Origin of the sequence: Agarivorans sp. Alg241-V36, from assembly GCF_900537085.1 — a bacterium.
GTDB lineage: Bacteria > Pseudomonadota > Gammaproteobacteria > Enterobacterales > Celerinatantimonadaceae > Agarivorans.
On sequence record NZ_UNRE01000008.1, the window covers coordinates 14295 to 31219 of the forward strand.

The 16925-nt window shown below is 42.2% G+C and carries 16 protein-coding genes; 10 read left to right on the forward strand and 6 right to left on the reverse strand.

What is annotated here, in order from left to right:
- The first annotated feature begins 2 nt into the window (after positions 1-2).
- The 3 genes from tmk to G6R11_RS17480 are packed head-to-tail and all read left to right on the forward strand — an operon-like array spanning position 3 to position 2353.
- Positions 3-632 carry a dTMP kinase gene (tmk, locus tag G6R11_RS17470; protein WP_163134360.1) on the forward strand — a complete coding sequence of 210 codons (630 nt, stop codon included), beginning with the start codon at positions 3-5 and terminating at the stop codon, positions 630-632.
- A gap of 12 nt (positions 633-644) precedes the next feature.
- Complete coding sequence (locus G6R11_RS17475) at positions 645-1568, forward strand: hypothetical protein (protein ID WP_163134361.1); 924 nt, start codon at positions 645-647, stop codon at positions 1566-1568.
- Between the two features lie 5 nt (positions 1569-1573).
- Positions 1574-2353, forward strand: coding sequence for a TatD family hydrolase (locus G6R11_RS17480; RefSeq protein WP_163134362.1), 780 nt, complete (start codon positions 1574-1576; stop codon positions 2351-2353).
- A 108-nt stretch (positions 2354-2461) separates the two neighbouring features.
- On the opposite strand, the gene rsmF is transcribed toward G6R11_RS17480, so the two are convergent.
- The 4 genes from rsmF to G6R11_RS17500 are packed head-to-tail and all read right to left on the reverse strand — an operon-like array spanning position 2462 to position 7521.
- Positions 2462-3889 carry a 16S rRNA (cytosine(1407)-C(5))-methyltransferase RsmF gene (gene rsmF / locus G6R11_RS17485; RefSeq protein WP_163134363.1) on the reverse strand — a complete coding sequence of 476 codons (1428 nt, stop codon included), beginning with the start codon at positions 3887-3889 and terminating at the stop codon, positions 2462-2464.
- A 12-nt stretch (positions 3890-3901) separates the two neighbouring features.
- The gene (locus tag G6R11_RS17490) at positions 3902-6502 is read right to left on the reverse strand and encodes an MlaD family protein (protein ID WP_163134364.1); all 2601 of its coding nucleotides are present in this window, start codon (positions 6500-6502) and stop codon (positions 3902-3904) included.
- Positions 6492-7097 carry a paraquat-inducible protein A gene (locus G6R11_RS17495; RefSeq protein WP_163134365.1) on the reverse strand — a complete coding sequence of 202 codons (606 nt, stop codon included), beginning with the start codon at positions 7095-7097 and terminating at the stop codon, positions 6492-6494. The genes G6R11_RS17490 and G6R11_RS17495 overlap by 11 nt, the downstream gene beginning before the upstream one ends.
- Positions 7081-7521 carry a paraquat-inducible protein A gene (locus G6R11_RS17500; RefSeq protein ID WP_040307540.1) on the reverse strand — a complete coding sequence of 147 codons (441 nt, stop codon included), beginning with the start codon at positions 7519-7521 and terminating at the stop codon, positions 7081-7083. Before G6R11_RS17500 ends, G6R11_RS17495 begins: the two co-directional genes overlap by 17 nt.
- Before the next feature lie 293 nt (positions 7522-7814).
- On the opposite strand from G6R11_RS17500, the gene G6R11_RS17505 reads away from it, so the two are divergent.
- The 4 genes from G6R11_RS17505 to prc all read left to right on the forward strand — a co-directional run bounded on the left by G6R11_RS17505 (position 7815) and on the right by prc (position 11309).
- Positions 7815-8075 (forward strand): YebG family protein, encoded by a 261-nt coding sequence (locus G6R11_RS17505; protein ID WP_163134366.1) that lies wholly within the window; start codon positions 7815-7817, stop codon positions 8073-8075.
- Between the two features lie 4 nt (positions 8076-8079).
- The gene (locus tag G6R11_RS17510; protein ID WP_163134367.1) at positions 8080-8559 is read left to right on the forward strand and encodes a GAF domain-containing protein; all 480 of its coding nucleotides are present in this window, start codon (positions 8080-8082) and stop codon (positions 8557-8559) included.
- An 81-nt stretch (positions 8560-8640) separates the two neighbouring features.
- The gene (proQ, locus tag G6R11_RS17515) at positions 8641-9270 is read left to right on the forward strand and encodes an RNA chaperone ProQ (RefSeq protein ID WP_163134368.1); all 630 of its coding nucleotides are present in this window, start codon (positions 8641-8643) and stop codon (positions 9268-9270) included.
- A gap of 26 nt (positions 9271-9296) precedes the next feature.
- The gene (gene prc, locus G6R11_RS17520) at positions 9297-11309 is read left to right on the forward strand and encodes a carboxy terminal-processing peptidase (RefSeq protein WP_163134369.1); all 2013 of its coding nucleotides are present in this window, start codon (positions 9297-9299) and stop codon (positions 11307-11309) included.
- Between the two features lie 67 nt (positions 11310-11376).
- On the opposite strand, the gene G6R11_RS17525 is transcribed toward prc, so the two are convergent.
- Positions 11377-13302, reverse strand: a complete 1926-nt coding sequence (locus G6R11_RS17525) for an exoribonuclease II (RefSeq protein WP_163134370.1) — start codon at positions 13300-13302, stop codon at positions 11377-11379.
- Positions 13303-13433: 131 nt separating this feature from the next.
- On the opposite strand from G6R11_RS17525, the gene cobO reads away from it, so the two are divergent.
- From cobO to G6R11_RS17540, 3 genes are all read left to right on the forward strand, one after another.
- Positions 13434-14030: a cob(I)yrinic acid a,c-diamide adenosyltransferase gene (gene cobO / locus G6R11_RS17530; RefSeq protein WP_163134371.1), complete on the forward strand. Its 597-nt coding sequence runs from the start codon at positions 13434-13436 to the stop codon at positions 14028-14030.
- Between the two features lie 181 nt (positions 14031-14211).
- The gene (locus G6R11_RS17535; protein WP_163134372.1) at positions 14212-15495 is read left to right on the forward strand and encodes a serine dehydratase subunit alpha family protein; all 1284 of its coding nucleotides are present in this window, start codon (positions 14212-14214) and stop codon (positions 15493-15495) included.
- 204 nt (positions 15496-15699) lie between these two features.
- On the forward strand, positions 15700-15948 hold the full coding sequence (locus G6R11_RS17540; protein ID WP_163134373.1) for a hypothetical protein: 249 nt from the start codon (positions 15700-15702) through the stop codon (positions 15946-15948).
- On the opposite strand, the gene G6R11_RS17545 is transcribed toward G6R11_RS17540, so the two are convergent.
- Entirely contained in the window at positions 15945-16868 is a 924-nt protein-coding gene (locus tag G6R11_RS17545) for a LysR family transcriptional regulator (protein WP_163134374.1), read from the reverse strand. The genes G6R11_RS17540 and G6R11_RS17545 overlap by 4 nt on opposite strands.
- Between the last annotated feature and the right edge of the window lie 57 nt (positions 16869-16925).

Here is a 16925-nt window from a genome sequence, read left to right on the forward strand (position 1 = left end):
TTATGACGCGTGGAAAATTTGTAGTAATTGAAGGCTTAGAAGGTGCAGGTAAAAGCACTGCTGTAGCAGCGATTCAAGCTTTGTTAACACAACAGGGTATAGAATTTATTAATACCCGTGAGCCCGGTGGTACTCCTATTGCTGAATCTTTACGCACAATTGTTAAGCAGGGCGTTGATGGTGAGCAGGTGTGCGACTGTACTGAGCTGCTACTAATGTATGCTGCTCGAGCACAGTTGGTTGAAACCCGCATTAAACCTGCTTTAGCGGCAGGGAAATGGGTAGTTGGCGATCGCCATGATTTGAGCTCTCAAGCTTATCAAGGTGGCGGCAGAGAGCTAGGTGTAGACAAGCTTAGCGCCATTAAGCAGATTGCTATTGGTGACTTTGAACCAGACTTAACTTTATATCTAGATATTGAACCTAGTTTGGGACTAAGCCGCGCCAGAAGCCGTGGTGAGTTAGATAGAATTGAGCAGCAAGCCTTGAGCTTTTTTGAACGCAGCCGTGCAGTTTATCTTAGGCAGGCGGAATCAAAAGACAACATCCTTAAGATTGATGCTAGCCAAAGCATAGAGAAAGTCGCAGCAGACATTCATGCTGCACTCAATAACTATCTAGTCGCACTTTAAACGGTTGATATAATGAGTTCACCTTGGTTAGGTCAGGCATGGAAACAGCTATCACATCAGCTTAGTGAAGATAGCTTTCCGCAAAGCCTTTTGCTTCGTGGGGAAAAAGGCTTAGGCAAATTACAGTTAGCAAAGTTTGTAGCTAAAACTATTTTATGCAGTGAGCAAAAGCATCAAGCTTGTAATCAATGTCATAGTTGCCAGTTGGTAGAATCAGGTGCCCACGGAAGTTTGTTTTTGCTAGAGCAGGAAAAACCTAAAGTAGATGACATTCGTGCATTGAGCCTATGGGCTAACCAAACCAGCAGTTTTGGCTCTTCAAAGGTTGCCATCATCAGTGACATTAGTTTGCTAAACAGCGCTTCAAATAATGCCTTGTTAAAAACCTTAGAAGAACCGGTAGCATCAACTCATTTCATTTTAATTAATCATTTACCCTTTAAAGCGATGCCGACCATTTTGAGCCGCTGTCAGGTGTTAAGTATTAGTACTCCAGAGCAGATCTGGGTTAAACAATGGTTGATAAAACAAAAGGTGAGGGTAGATGAAAACTTTGCGCTCATTTATCGTTTTTGTAATGGTTCACCGATTCAAGTTAAAGAGTTTTATCGCGAGCAGCAGTTTTCTCAACTAGAGCAGTTTATTCATCAGTACCAACTTATGGTTGATGCAAAACCCAATAAACTTGCCGATTTGATCCACAAACAAGCTAGTTGTTTACAATGGTTAGGTCACTGTTTAATGCTGTCTTTTAGCCTAGCTAAGGGCTTAGCGGTTAAAGAAGATTTCCCTCAGTTTGCGGTAACCAATACAACAGATAAAACCATTGACTTAGCTTATCAAGATTGGCTTAAGCTAGTTAAACAAATAGAAGAGTATCCAGGCCTAAATGTTGGCCAACAGCTATACCCGCTGTTCGCACGATTTAAGGATTAAAGGACGTGTTAGTAGATTCACATTGCCATTTAGACAGACTTGATTATCAAGGTAAGCATGTAAACGTAGCAGATGCTTTAGCTAAAGCAAAAGATGCTGGCGTGGATTACTGCCTTGCCGTGGCTATCTCACCAGAAAAATTCCCAAGCATGATGGAAAAAGTGCAAGACTTTGATCAAGTTTTTGCTTCTTGCGGTATGCATCCACTTTACGTTCAGGACCAAGAGTTTGATCTTGATAAAATGGAAGCCTATTTATCGCATCCCAAAGTGGTTGCTGTTGGTGAAACAGGCTTAGATTACTTTTATGCTAAAGAACATAAAGAGTTACAGCAGCGAGTTTTTATTGAGCAAATAAAGCTAGCGGTTAAACACAATAAACCGTTAATTATTCATACTCGCGATGCCAGAGAAGATACCTTACGATTGCTTAAGGAACACAAAGCAGAGCAATGTAAGGGCGTTCTTCACTGTTTTACTGAGAGCTTAGAAATGGCTGAAGCAGCCATTGAGATGGGTTTTTATATATCAGCTTCTGGGATTATTAGTTTTAACTCTGCAAAAGAGTTGCAACAAACCTTTAAGCAAATTCCACTAGATAGGATTTTAGTAGAAACCGACAGCCCGTATTTAGCGCCAATCCCTTTTAGAGGTGAAGAAAATCAACCTGCTTATACGCGTCAGGTTGCTGAGTGTTTAGCTAAAATAAAAGGGATCAGTTTAGAAGAAGTGGCGGAGCAAACCACCCAAAACTTTTTTGATTTGTTTAGCTTGGCTAAGCCTTAAAAAAACAGCTCCACTCTAGTCCCTGAGCGGAGCGTAGGGGAATGGCTCTGTGTAGAGCCTTGCGCTAATAGTCTTTTAAGTGTAGACCTAGCGGTGGGCTTTGCAAGTTCAGGCTAGTCCTTTGTCTTTCACCAGCTCTCTTGGGTAAGAGTTTTTAACTTTGTTTCTTACCCATTTACCCAAGCCAATAACATAGCCTTGATAACTTAAGGCTACTTCGCCTTTATTGGTATTGGGGTAAGCTATGTCTTTCCCTTGATAAAAATGATGAGCTTGTTCTGCATCTAATTCCACTCTGTTCTTTGAGACCAAATGCCCAAGTGCAGTTATGGCATAGTGGCTTGTTCTAAAGCCATGTTTAAACTCTTCAGCTAGCTTAAGCCCAACTCGCTCAAATCGCATTTCATCTTTTACTGGTAAAAAGCTATCGGGAAGTAACCAATAATCGTTAGCTTTGGTAAATACACTATAGTTTTCGGGAAAAGTAACTCCAAACTGAGAGCTAAAGTGCTGCGCTATTGTAACTTGTTGTTTTTTAGTTGCTGGTTGGTAGGAAAAAGGCTTAATACGCTTGTTAATCATCGGAGTATCAATGCTGCCTGTATTTTTGCGAAGTGCTGCTACAAAAAAACCTTCACTGTCATAGTATTGCGGCCAAACATGCAAATAGCCCTCGGGGGTAAGTGCTTTGTTGCTATTTTCAAACAGCCCTTCGAGGTTGACTGTTGAAAAACTGTCTGGGTATTTGTCGGCAATATTGTTGATGACTTGCTGATTTTCTTGTTGATTTAAGGTACAGGTTGAATAGACAAGCAAGCCTTCGGGCTTTAAAGCTTGCAGTGCACTTTCTAGTAAGTCGGTTTGAAGCTTCGAAATCTCATCAACATGTTGCTCACTCCAGTTGTCTAAGGCTTGAGGATCTTTTCGTAAAGTTCCTTCGCCAGAGCAGGGGGCGTCGAGCAAAATGGCATCGAATTGCTCACTCATCCAAGTACCAAATACTTCAGCGCTAAAGTGGGTAACAGCTACATTTCTTACCCCGCAGCGCAATAAATTGGCGCTAAGTACTTTTACTCGACTGGCAGAATATTCATTGGCAACAATCGCGCCTCTACCTTGAAGCTCAGCAGCAATTTGTGTGGTTTTTGAACCTGGCGCTGCCGCAGCATCCAGCAATAAGCTATTTTCATCTGCTTGATAACAATGAAATAGCGCGCTTACTGGCAACATGGAACTGGCTTCTTGAATATAGAACAAGCCTGCTTGGTGCTCAGCGGTGTTGCCAAGCGAGAGTGATTCATCCTCTCGGGTGATCCAAAAACCAGTAGAGCACCATGGTATAGGTTCTAGCTGCCATTGATTGCTATTAGCTAACTGCAAAAACTCTTTAACGCTAATTTTTAGAGTATTCACCCTGATGCTTTTACGCATCTCTTGCTGGCAAATTTCTTTGAAGCTAGCCAAGCTTAAATCATCGGGGAGATCTTTCTCGATGCGTTCAATAAACTTGGCAGGAAAATTTATAGATTTAGTCAAAATGCAGGTGTTCTATGGCTCAATGGAAGGGCTCCATTGTAACCATTTTCCATCGTAAATGGCTTGCAGATCGAACTTATCTTGATCCTTAGCCGGCTTGGCAAGCGGCTCTTCGTCGGGAGTTGCAAAAGCAATTCCTCCGGTTAATAGCGTTTCCATTGAATCAAGCCGGATATTTGCTCCACCTAGGCCTAGTTTTACATCAACGCCAGAGGCGTTCCAAAACACACTATTTTCACGTACTAAGTGGCGATAGGCTGAATCAATATTCAAGCGAGCCATAATTTTCGAACCGTCCATGGCCAGTTGGGCATCGTCTACGTAACCCACAGGATATTGTTTATAGAGTACCGGGCTGCCCACTTTTAGAGAACCAAAGTGACTGCTACTTAACCAAATATGCAAAGCTTTAGTGTCAGTATTAGGAGGCTGTTTTTGTAAAGAGAATTGTTGTGCGGGTTTCCCTTTACCGGGCAGGGCGTTAATAAAGTCACCTCTTACTAAGGTATCTAAGTTTTTAACTTCCGATAAACTAATTGACGCCGTTTCTTGCCAATATAAACTGCCGCTTCGGGCGAAGTTTCGATAGTAAGGGAAGTCTAATTCGGCATCAGCTTGTAGCGTTGATAGGTCATCATTAAAACTTAAACCTGTAACCTTACCAATTTGTTGGCCTTTATATTTAATCGGCATATTTTTGTACAGGCCGTGACTATCACTTGTAGACAGCTGAATAGCAAGATGACGCTTAGTCGCATCTTCTTTGGATTTATGAATGGTTCGAACACTTTCTTTCGCTAAGTCTTCAAAATGATCAAAACTAATGCCGCCCATAACCAAAGACTTTAGCGATTCACTGTTTACTGATAAGCCCTCAAAACTGGCTTTTATCTCAAGACCCGAGGCATGCCAGAAGCGACTATTGTCAGTAACCAAGTGCCGGTAATTGCCATGAATGTTTAGTCTAAGGTCAATACTGCCATCTTTTAATAATGTGTAATGTTCAACTTCACCCACGGGTACTCGTCTAAATAGAACTGGCGCACCTTCTGCTAAAGAGCCTAAATACTGGGTATTCAAACGAAGTGTTAACGGTTTTTCGACCTTAGATTTAGATAATAAGGCCGCTTGTTTATTTTGATGTAGGGCATACTGAGTTTGACTACTTTGTTTATTGCTATGTCCGGGCATCAAAATGATTGGTGAACTAATAAAGCCGCTAAGCCCACTGCTTTCAACACTTATACCGTTTAAATCTGCTTCTAGTGCTAAGGGACTTTGATTGTAAAAACGACTACCTTGAGTAAGTAATTTGCTGTATTCAGGGTTGATGAATGCTGTTAACTCAAAGCTTCTATCAACTAAGTTTATTTCCGTTAACCTACCAATGGTGAGCCCACTGTATACGATGGGGCTATTAGTGCTCAAGCCTTTTACATTGTCGCTGGTAAAGCTTATAGCTTTGCTTCCAAGGGGAGGCTTAGGCGATGTGGTAAGCGTAAACTCTGTTTGAAGCTCACCTTGTTCTGCAATCACTTCTATTTGTTTAGCGCCGATTAACGCACCTAGATTTTTAACCCCATTTAGTCCTATTTCGGGCCTTATTAGAACTAATTGAGTGGTATCGTTAAATAGATCTTCATATTTAGGTTCGACTAACGCTTTGGCTAAAAAGTGATCGTGACTTCCGGTATTTTGAATGTCATTCACAAATCCGATTACCGCACCTCGGTAGATGAGTTTGCTGCGGTCTGCGACCAAGCCATGCTGTTGTTGCATGGTAATTTGTATCGCTTTGCCTCGCTGAGAATCTTTTAGGTTGTTATATAGGGTAAAGTTTTGGCCTTTGTCAGCCTTAGCAGATTGAAGCGGGCTGTCAAAACTCACCCCTCCAGAAATAACGCTAGCCAGACTTTCGCTAGATATTTGCATTCCATCGAGGGAAATATCAGCTTCGAAGCCACTTACATTCCAAAACCGGGTATCTATTTTAACCAAGTGGGCGAATTGAGGCTTAATTTGAATGTCGAATTCAACTTGGTGTTGGTCATTTAGTTGATAGCGCTGAACTTCACCCACAGTTATTTTTTTAAAATAAACAGGTGAGCCAATATTGAGAGAGCCTAAGTCACTTGAAGTGAGACGAACATTTAGGCCGTTACCTCTAATGATATTGGGTGGTTCATTTAACGCTACAAATCTATCCGCCGATTTCCCTTTGCCCGGATTTAACTCAATATAGTTACCAGATACGAGGGCGTCTAAGCCGCTAATTTCAGTAATCGAGGCTTTGGGCGTAACCAGCCAAAATTGACTATCTTCCTTTAGCAGCTGTTCTGCTTCTCGTTTCACTTCGGCAACAACAATCACACCATCTAGTTTGGGAGTAAGTTCAACAGTTTTCACTACGCCGATATCTAAGCCTTGATAAAACAGCTGGGTTTGTCCGGCGGTAATACCTTTTGCACTATCAAATTCAATGTTTATTTTAACGCCGGCTTCAGACCATGCTTTAAACAACAACCAAGCACCTAATAGCACAGCCAAGATCGGCAATAGCCAAATAGGGGAGATTACCTTCTCTTTTTTAAGTTCCGGTTTACTAGCGTTCAAGTTGTTTATCCCAAATTAGTCTTGTATCGAATGATTTTGCTGCAAAAAGCGTTAATAAAACTACTGCGCCAAATGCAGTGGCGCCAGGGCCTGCTTCTACGCCCACCAAATTATTGCGTTCAAATACTGCAATCATGATCGAAAGCACAAACAGATCGAGCATTGACCACTTGCCAATAATGTCAATTATTCTATAAATAACAATCCGTTGTCGATTATTAAGGTTCAGTTTGAATTGCAGGCTCAATAAGATAACTATTAAACCTACTAACTTCATTACCGGGACCACAATACTGGCAACAAACACCACAATGGCAATACCCACCATGTCATCTTTGATTAGGCTAATTACCCCAGACATAATGGTTTCATATTGAGGCGCTCCGCGAGTACTTAATACGGTAATTGGCATTAGGTTGGCAGGGAACAGGCCTACGGTAGCGGCAATGATAAAAGCCCAACATTTTTGCAGGCTTTGCGGTGTTCTTGAATGCACTCGCATATGGCAGCGCGGACAGTGGCTTTGCTCCTCGGGCATCGATAATTTGCAATGCCTGCATTGTTTTAAGCCTACCTGCTTAGCGGATGTGTACATAACGCTCCCAATATTCAGCGGGTTCAATCCGCTGAATTAAGCGAGTAGAAAGCAGTAAGGTAATACAAATACACCAAAGCCCATAACCTAAGTCAATATCAGCATACTCAACCAGTTTTACCAAAGCGACTAAAAAGCTAACGATGTAGACTTCAATCATACTCCAGTGAATCAGGTCATCTTGAAAGTGCAAGGCTGTCGCGAGAAAGGGCGCTTTCCAACCCTTGCTTAAGGACAAAGAGGTATAGCAAATCAAGCTAAACAGCAGGATAGGCGCAATAAAACTGGCTAACACCACGCTAAAGCCTACAAGGTAATAGCCGTTTTCTAATAATAAAACGGTACCGCGCAAGATATTGGCGGAACTAGGGATCCCAAGAAAGGTGAAACTTAACAAGGGGTAGGTATTTGCTAGAGTCACCATTATTAAACAAGTTAGCGCTAAGGCAAATTGACTAGAGAAACGAGCCCTACGCCCGCGTGCCAGAGTATGTTTGCAGCGTGGGCAAATGAGTACATTTCCGGCTCTACAGTGAGCCTGGGTGTCGACCAGCAAATCACAACTTGGGCAGATGGATAGCTTTGATAACTCACAAGATTTCATAGAGTATATATTAGCTAAGTCACACCAACTATGCTGTAAAAATTTGTCACTAGTAGTTTAAAAGTGAATGATGCATACTATCCTGTATATAAAAACAGTAAATGGAGGCAGCGGTGGCTGTAATTATCAAATATGTCGTCGAACGTAACGGTGTAGAGAAAATGACTTTTAGTTCAAAAAAAGAAGCCGACAATTACGATAAAATGTTAGACGTAGCTGATCAGCTTACATTAATGATAAAACATGCAGAGCCTAAGATGAACGAGCAACAAGCTGAAAACCTAGGTTTTTATCTTTCATCACAACGCAATGCATTGCAGCAAGTGCTTAAAGGCCAAGAGTTTGATGCAACGATGATCCAAGACGAGGAGTAACAGAGTGCTTGATGTATCTTCTCGTTATCTAACATTAGCTAAACAACTAGAAGCCATATTAGACAAAGACTTACCTTATATATCTAATTTAGCGAACTTTTCGGCACTTATGTGGCTTGAGCTAGAAGAGATTAACTGGGTAGGCTGCTATCTCGCAAACCAATCAAAAAGTCAGTTATTTCTAGGGCCGTTTCAAGGGAAGCCAGCTTGTACAACCATACAGGTTGGTAAAGGCGTTTGTGGTTCAGCCTATGAGCAGCAGCAAACTTTACGAGTTGAAAACGTACATGACTTTCCTGGGCATATTGCTTGTGACAGTGCCAGCGAATCTGAGATTGTGGTTCCCTTGTACCTTAATAATGAGCTGTTCGGTGTGATTGATATTGATAGTCCACGTCTTAATCGTTTTGATTCAAGCGATCAAATTGGCATCGAGTATTTGGTTAAGGTCTTGGAAAATAAACTAAGTGATGTGCATTTTTAATGGCTTTTCAATATACGCTCACTATAATAGCCGAAATCAGCCCTGTCGCTGTACCAGTAAAGATGTATAAGAAAGGTCATCATGGAACAAACTAACAAACTGAAAAATAGCAAAGAAGTCATTCAATATTTGGCGACACAATTCCCAAACTGTTTTTCTACAGAAGGTGAAGCCAAGCCACTTAAAATTGGTATTTTTCAGGACTTAGCTGAACGTCTAAAAGAAGACGAAAAAGTAAGTAACACCGTATTGCGTTCAGCTCTGCGTCAATACACCTCTAGCTGGCGCTATCTTCATGGCGTAAAAGTTGGCTCTAAACGCGTTGACTTAGACGGCGTTGAAGGTGCAGAGATCGAACAAGAGCATGTAGAACATGCACAAAAAACCTTAAAAGAAAGCAAAGATAAAGCCTTTGCTAACAAAAAGGCTCAAGCTGAAAAAGCTGATAAAAACAAAGCTGCTGCGCGTAAACCAAAAGCTGACTTTAAGCGTACTAGTAAACCTAAAACTAGTGATAGCAAACCAGCAGCAGAGCAGAAGCCGATTGAAAAAATCGACAGTAAAGATTTAGTTGCAGGGAAGGAAGTTCGTGTATTGGTTGGAAAAACACCAATGCCGGGTCAGATCTCAGAAGTAACAAAAGATGGCATTGCTGTTACACTTAAAAGCGGTATGTTAGTTAAAGTTAAAGCAGAACATATCGTTGCATAATTGATTTAGTAGTGAGATAGGTGCCTATGAAATATTTGAGCCGTCCGTGGCTATTTTTTTTAACGCTTAGTTACTCAACTCTGTTGTTGGCTCAAACGCCTACATTAGGACAAGATGCGCTACCCACTTTAAGCCAGCAAAGCCAACATGCTACCGCTGCAAAACGTATTAGCGCATTATATACCCGCTCTCATTACCGCAGTGTCGCCTTTGATGACGAACTCTCCAGTGAAATCTTCGATAAATTTATTCAACAGCTCGACTACAACCGTAGCTTGTTTCTGGAAGAAGATTTCCTAAGGTTTGAACGTTACCGCTACAGCTTGGATCAAGACATTCCAGCCGGACGGTTAGAACCGCTTTATTCAATGTTCGACCTGTCGCTTAAACGTCGCTATCAGCAATTAGTTTACTCCTTGCAGGTACTCGACGAGCCAATGGACTTTACTAAAAACGAGGATTTTCAATTCGACCGTAGTGAAGCTGATTGGCCAAAAACGCAAACTGAGATTAAAGAGCTTTGGCGCCTAAAAGTTAAATACGATGCGCTTAACTTAAAACTCGCTGGTCGTGAACACGACAAGATAGTTGAAGTTTTAGCTAAACGTTATAACAGTGCGATTAAACGCTTAGTTCAAACTGGTAGCGAAGATGTTTTCCAAACTGCCATGAACGCTTATTCACGCGCTATTGAACCACATACTAGTTACCTTTCACCTCGTACAGCAGAACGTTTCAAAATGGAAATGAACCTTTCTTTAGAAGGGATTGGTGCTGTACTTCAAGGTGAAGACGAATACACGGTAATTCGTAGTTTGGTTCCTGGTGGCCCAGCCGCACTAAGTAATCAATTAGGTCCAGAAGACAAAATTGTTGGTGTTGCCCAAGGCGAAGATGAAATTGTCGATATTATTGGCTGGCGCTTAGATGATGTTGTTGACCTTATTAAGGGGCCTAAAGGCACCACTGTAAGGCTAGAGATTCTTGCGTCTGGCGGTAAAGTGGATGGTAAAACTAAGATCGTAGATATTATCCGCGATAAAGTTCGCCTAGAAGACCGTGCAGCCAAAAGTGAAGTACTTGAAATAGAAGACAAGAAAGTAGGGGTGCTCAACGTTCCTAGTTTCTATGTGAATTTAAGTGAAGATGCCAGTAAAGAACTTCGTAAACTTGATGAAGAAAATATCAGTTCTTTGATCGTAGATTTACGCGGCAATGGTGGTGGCGCGCTTACAGAAGCCACTGCGTTAACTGGTCTGTTCATTCCGCAAGGTCCGGTGGTACAAGTGCGTGATCAGCTAGGGCGCATTACTGTAAATAACGATACCAGTAATTCGGTAACTTACAGTGGTCCAATGGTTATCTTAATTGACCGTTACAGTGCTTCTGCGTCAGAGATTTTTGCCGCTGCCTTACAAGACTATGGCAGAGCGATTGTTATAGGTGAGCAGAGTTACGGTAAAGGTACCGTGCAACAGCACCGAGGTTTAGGTCGAATTTACGATTTATACGAAAATGAGCTAGGCCACGTGCAGTACACCATTGCTAAGTTCTATCGAATTAACGGTGGCAGCACTCAGCACCGCGGTGTGATTCCAGACATTTCTTATCCTTCAGCCTTATTACCTGAAGAAACGGGTGAGAGTGTTGAAGATAACGCCTTACCTTGGGACAAAATTAAAGCCGCTAACTACAAGTTACTTGGAGATGTTAGCCCTTATATTGAAGCCCTTGATAAGAAGCACCAAGCTCGCATAGCAAATGATCCAGAGTTTCAATATATCATTAGCGATATTGCTGATTACCGTAAAGACAAAGATATGAAATCAGTAAGTCTTAATGAGAAAGCTCGAATCTCACAGCGTGACGATAAAGAACAAAAGCAGTTGGCTCGCCTTAACGAACGCTTAACTCGCTTGGGCGAAGAACCAGTTAAGGATTTAGAAGATGCACCTAAAGATATTGATTTAGACGACGCCTTCTTAACTGAAGCAGCAGAAATAGCGATTGATTACCTAGAAATTCGTAATCCTAGCTAAGCTAGCCTTGTTATAGATATGAAAAAGCCAGCTAATCGCTGGCTTTTTTATTGCGAAAGCAAAGTGTTTAGCAAGGTGCAGCAACTATTGATTGTTGTAACTTTTTCACTTCGATTATCTTAACCGAGATGGTATCACCTACACTGTAGCGTATGTCTTTGGTTGCCAAGCTACCCAATTCACTATCTATGGTGAGTTCCTCATCTTTGCCTGCCAGTTTAGTTTTAGGCACAAATGCAGAAGCACCGCTATTTAGTAAACGAATGTTTAAGCCACCGCGATTTACATTACTGATCTCTGCACTTAAGCAAGTATTTGGGTCTTGTTCTGCAAAGTATTCACAATACAGGTAATTCGCCATTTCACGTTCGGCAAACTTTTGCTTTTTACGATTGTCACTAAGGTGCTCAGACAATTCTTCGGATAATGGGGAATCAGGCGTCTGCCCATTTATTACTGACTTAATAAGACGGTGATTTAATAAATCACTGTATTTACGAATCGGCGAAGTCCAAGTGGCATACTTTGCTTCACCTAAGCCAAAGTGCGGGAGACATTTGTCACTGTAAACTCCAAAGTTGAAATGGCGTTTTACTAGTTGGTCTAGACACTTGTTACCAGTAGCGGCAATGTCTCTTCTTAGCTGGCAAAAGTAATCGAGATCGCTAAGTTTTTCGCGTTCAACTTGCATCTCAAATTTAGCCAGTAGCTCTACTAGCCCATCCAGTTTTTCTTCTTTGAAACCGGAGTGGCAGGCAAATACACCAAAGCTAAGTTTTTCGTCTAAGAAGCGGCCGCCACAAATATTGGCTGCAACCATAGCTTCTTCGATCATTCGGTTTGCGCTGCGGCGCGATTGGCGCAGAATGTCGATGACCTGGCCTTTGTTGTCTAATACAAATTCGTAATCAGCTTGGTCTCCAAACACTGAGGTATTTTCTGCTCGCCATTGATTACGCTGTTCACTAAACAAGTGAAGCTCTTTTAAAGCTTTAGTGAGTTCTTCATCAGAGTTTAGGTCATCAGACTTCTGTTCAATGAAGTCTGAGACTTGATTGTAGCTAAGTCGATGTTTTGATTGCACTGTTGCTAGGTAAAACTCAGCATTGTTTTGTAGTTCGCCATCAAACCCTATTTTCATTTCACAAACTAGAGCAGGGCGCACTTGGTTTGCTACTAGTGAGCAATGTTCATTTGCGAGTTTGCTCGGCATCATCGGTACAGTGCGAGCAGGCAAATACAAGGTAAATGCACGTTGTTTTGCCGCTTTTTCAAGCTCACTATCACTGTTTATGTAAGCGCTAGGGTCGGCGATAGCAACTTTTAGTGTCCAATGATCAGCTTCTCGAGAAATAGAAACGGCATCATCCATATCTTTGGTGTTTTCACCATCAATGGTGAAGAGCAGCTCGTCACTTAGATCGCGGCGAGTTATTTGCTGGTCGATAATAGCTAAGTCTTCAGTGAGTTCGGGTTGGTCCCAAGCTAGCTGATGCTTTTTAGTTGTGGCTTTCCAGCGAGCGAAGTTATCGTCGCTCTCAGCAATAAACTCGATGATTTCAGCCTGAAAGTATTGCTCTTTAAGCGCGTGCTTAACCAAGCGAGCTAACACCCAATCACCTTGCTTAATAGAGAAGCCGCTGTCTTTTATAACTTTAGCGCTCAAAAGCTGATTAATTAGTGGGTGATCAACTTGCAGTTTAGTTCGTTTATCAACAAATTTAACCCGTGCCACAAAAGTCTCTAAGGCCGGTTCTACCAGGGTTTCTGGCTCAGCAGCTTCTTTGCCATTGTTTTCACGAATAGCCGCGCTAATGCGGTCACCATGGATAAGCTTTTTCATCATTGGTGGAGCAATGAAGTAGCTTTTTTTGTTGTCAGTTTGAAGGAAACCGAAGTTTTTTTCGGTAGCTTTAACTACCCCTTCAACAGTTGGAATAGTCTCTCTAATTTGCTGCTTCAACTGAGCTAATAGAGGGTTATCTTTAAGCATAAAGGCTTCCATTTTTTATAGTGAAAGCACTATACCCAAAGGTTTATCGCGATTCTAGAGAAACAGTACTGGTTTATTAGGTTTAGCTCGAGCTAAACTTGCAAACAAACTGATAACAATGAAGAGCAGGGATGAGTAAAGATCAAGAAAAGCATCAACAGCGTCAGGAAAAGTTGAAAGCTAGTGTTGATGCAAAGGTAGAAGATTCACAAATCGAGAAAGGTTTGTTGTTAGTGATTACCGGTAACGGAAAAGGTAAATCTACAGCCGGTTTCGGTAACGTAGCACGCGCTACCGGCCATGGTTATAAAGCAACCGTTGCACAGTTTATTAAAGGCGGCTGGGAGTGTGGTGAGCGCAACTTGTTGCAGAACAGCGGTGTAGAGTTTGCCACTATGGCTACTGGATTCACATGGGAAACACAAAACCGAGAGCTTGATACCCAAGCGGCACAAGAAGTTTGGCAAAAGTGTAAACAGTGGTTAGCCGATCCATCAATCTATTTGGTGTTGTTAGACGAAATCACTTACATGCTTAGCTATGACTATCTTGATGTTGAAGAAGTAGTTGCAGCCATTCAACAGCGACCAGCTGAGCAGAGCGTGGTGGTTACTGGCCGTGCTTGTCACCGCAAAGTAATGGATATTGCAGATACCATTTCCGAGGTGAAAAATGTTAAGCACGCATTTGAGTCAGGTATTAAGGCTCGTCAAGGCATAGATTGGTAAACCCGAAAGGTGGCTTTAGAGCCACCTTATTCCTCCACATCCTTTTTTAAGAATGATTTTCTACCAAATCCAAAAAAGTTAGAAAACACATTCCGTTTCCAGCCAGTCTAAAAAAAATACGCCAAATTTTTCCAATCGCTTATTTGTACACTAAATCTATCGCAAACAGCAGAGATAGACCATGGAACAGTGGCAACAATATATAGATTTAGTTCAGTCAGAAGTTGTACCAGCGCTAGGTTGCACCGAACCGGTGACCGTTGCCTTGGCGAGCGCCAAAGCTGCTGAATTATTGGGTGGTTTACCTGATTCAATTCAAGTGAAAGTAACCCCTAATCTGTATAAAAATGGTATGGGGGTATTTGTTCCCGGTACCGGTAAAGCCGGTTTGCCTATTGCAGCAGCTGTTGGGGCAAGTGCTGGCGATGCAAGCAAAGGTTTAGAAGTACTTGCGACAATCTCTGAGGATGCTTTAAACCTAGCGAAGCAGATGCTTAGTCAGCGCAAGGTTAGTGTATCAATGGTGAGTAATGATGACGTTCTGCACACCGTGGTTAATGCCAGCCGTAATCAAGATAAAGTTGAAGTATGTATCGCGAAATCTCACACTCGTTTTGAATACATTGTTAAGAACGGAGAAGTGGTAGAGCAAGCCGATGCTGTGCAATGTGCTCCTGCGTCTGAAACTCATCACCTAGAATTATCGATAGACAGAATTGTAGACTTCGTTGAGCAGGTGCCGGTTAGTCAAATCGAGTTTATTAAAAGAGCTGCTAGTTTAAACAGAGCCCTAGCAGAAACCGGTTTAACTGGAGACTATGGCTTAGCTCTTGGGGCTAGCTTGCAAGCGCAGGTTAAACAAGGGCTGCTGTCCGATGATCTTATCAACCGTTCGATGCGACTAGGTGCTGCAGCATCAGATGCTCGAATGGGTGGTGCGCTGCAAGCCGCAATGAGTAATTCGGGCAGCGGTAATCAAGGGATTGCAGCGACCATGCCTGTGGTTGCTTATGCAGAAATAAAAGATTTAGACAATGACACCTTTGTGCGTGCGCTAATGCTCAGTCATTTAATCGCCATTTATGTAAAGTCTAAGCAAAACAAATTGTCAGCGCTATGCGCAGCAACAACAGCAGCAATGGGCGCGAGTGCAGCTTTAACCTGGTTGATGGAAGGGGATCTCGCGGCGATTCACCGGGCGATAAACTCTATGGTTGGTGACGTTTCCGGCGTATTTTGTGATGGTGCTAAAGCCGGCTGTGCAATGAAGGTATCAACGGGTGCCAGCAGCGCGGTTAAGTCGGCAATATTAGCCGTAGCCGGTAATTGTGTTTCAGCACAACAGGGAATTGTGTTTGAGTCTGCTGATGATAGCATCGTGCAACTTGGAGTGATGTCTAAAACAGCCATGCTGCCTACCGATGAAGCAATCATTGCAACTATGCAGAATAAACAGGCAAGCTAAGTATCTGAATGTCTTTTTATAACTGAGCTTTTTTTCTTAGTTTAGGAAAGCTCTTTTTGCTAGTCTGTAACTATGAATCTATGGCACTTGTTCCCAACAAAAATCTTGGTCTTTGAGCAGATACTTTATTTGCCGTATTTGCTCATTCCTAGCTATGCATACTTAATTTATGCTGCAACTCGTTTTCAAAGAGTTCGTAAACCAATGCTAATGTTTCTGTTGTTATCTGGTTTTGTTTGCGGCTTGATGATTGTGAGCTTTGGCCCAAATATGGGAAAGGTACTGCCACCGTTAATGCTTTTAGCTTCGCCCTTATTTCCACTGTTTAATTTGTTCACGGCTTTGCGCCAAACTAACGCAAGCATCAAATGGATTTGGTTTGTCGCAAGCTTGGCTAGCTTAGTGCTAAGCCTAAGCTGGACAGTTTGGTTTGTGGCTCTGGCTAACTCTTAGTGGGTGCAAAACTCAGCTTGTAAAGCCTCCATGGCTAGTAAAACCTTTTGCTTTTCATTGGGATTAATTTTGTGCACTAAACTCAGCTCGAAGGGGTAGCTATATTGCTCAGGCTTAAGTAATCGCACTAGCCTCTGCTCGATATAAGGTTTTGCTTCGCTTATGGGCAAGTAGCCAATATAAGCGCCTGATAGAATTAGCGCTATACGGCTATCAAACTGGTACCCCTTTGCACCAAAATTCAATTGCTGAAGCTGCGAACGGCCTTTGGGGTTGAGCTCGATTCCCGGATGAACAGCCGCATGTTTTGCTAAAAGATCGGTGTCCATTAGTTGCTCGTCAATGTCATACAGGGGTGATGACTTGCCAGCGCACAAATAAATAGACTCACTAAATACCACTTCACTAACAAGACCATCGATGTTTCGATAGGCCGGGTAAAATCCTACGTGGGCTTGGTTGTTGATCAAGGCAGACTCAATATTAGCCACAGATTCCATGTTTAAAGAGATGCATAGCTTTGGTGCTTGCTGCTTTATACTGGCCACAGCCTTGCCGATGTTGGCTATGCTTTTGTGATCAAGCAGATCGGAATAGAGGATAACAAGTTCACCTGTGAGCGGTTTGCCTAAATTATCCACCAGCGAAGCGAACTCTTGAATTGATGAAAATAGCTGTAAACAAGCTTGATATACTGTTTGGCCACGCTCAGTAAGAGCAAACCCGCTTCTTCCTCTAACACACAGTTTAATGTTCATTCTGCTTTCTAGGCTAGACATATGCACGCTAATGGTTGAGCGCGTGATCCCCAAACTGTGCTCTGCAGCAGCAAAACCGCCATGTTCAACAACTGCCTTAAATACCCTTAACAGTCTTAAGTCATATTCGCTGAGTTGTTTTCCTGATAATGGGTCTAACATTGTTTTAATAACACCAAACTAAAGTTTTATTGTTTGATATTTAACATCGTTTTAGAT

Excerpts from the sequence above, each read along its gene's own strand:
- tmk (WP_163134360.1), top strand. The coding sequence starts at position 3 with ATGACGCGTGGAAAATTTGTAGTAATTGAAGGCTTAGAAGGTGCAGGT.
- G6R11_RS17475 (WP_163134361.1), top strand. The coding sequence starts at position 645 with ATGAGTTCACCTTGGTTAGGTCAGGCATGGAAACAGCTATCACATCAG.
- G6R11_RS17495 (WP_163134365.1), bottom strand. The coding sequence starts at position 7,097 with ATGTACACATCCGCTAAGCAGGTAGGCTTAAAACAATGCAGGCATTGC.
- G6R11_RS17500 (WP_040307540.1), bottom strand. The coding sequence starts at position 7,521 with ATGGTGACTCTAGCAAATACCTACCCCTTGTTAAGTTTCACCTTTCTT.
- proQ (WP_163134368.1), top strand. The coding sequence starts at position 8,641 with ATGGAACAAACTAACAAACTGAAAAATAGCAAAGAAGTCATTCAATAT.
- prc (WP_163134369.1), top strand. The coding sequence starts at position 9,297 with ATGAAATATTTGAGCCGTCCGTGGCTATTTTTTTTAACGCTTAGTTAC.
- G6R11_RS17525 (WP_163134370.1), bottom strand. The coding sequence starts at position 13,302 with ATGCTTAAAGATAACCCTCTATTAGCTCAGTTGAAGCAGCAAATTAGA.
- cobO (WP_163134371.1), top strand. The coding sequence starts at position 13,434 with ATGAGTAAAGATCAAGAAAAGCATCAACAGCGTCAGGAAAAGTTGAAA.
- G6R11_RS17535 (WP_163134372.1), top strand. The coding sequence starts at position 14,212 with ATGGAACAGTGGCAACAATATATAGATTTAGTTCAGTCAGAAGTTGTA.
- G6R11_RS17540 (WP_163134373.1), top strand. The coding sequence starts at position 15,700 with ATGCTAATGTTTCTGTTGTTATCTGGTTTTGTTTGCGGCTTGATGATT.
- G6R11_RS17545 (WP_163134374.1), bottom strand. The coding sequence starts at position 16,868 with ATGTTAGACCCATTATCAGGAAAACAACTCAGCGAATATGACTTAAGA.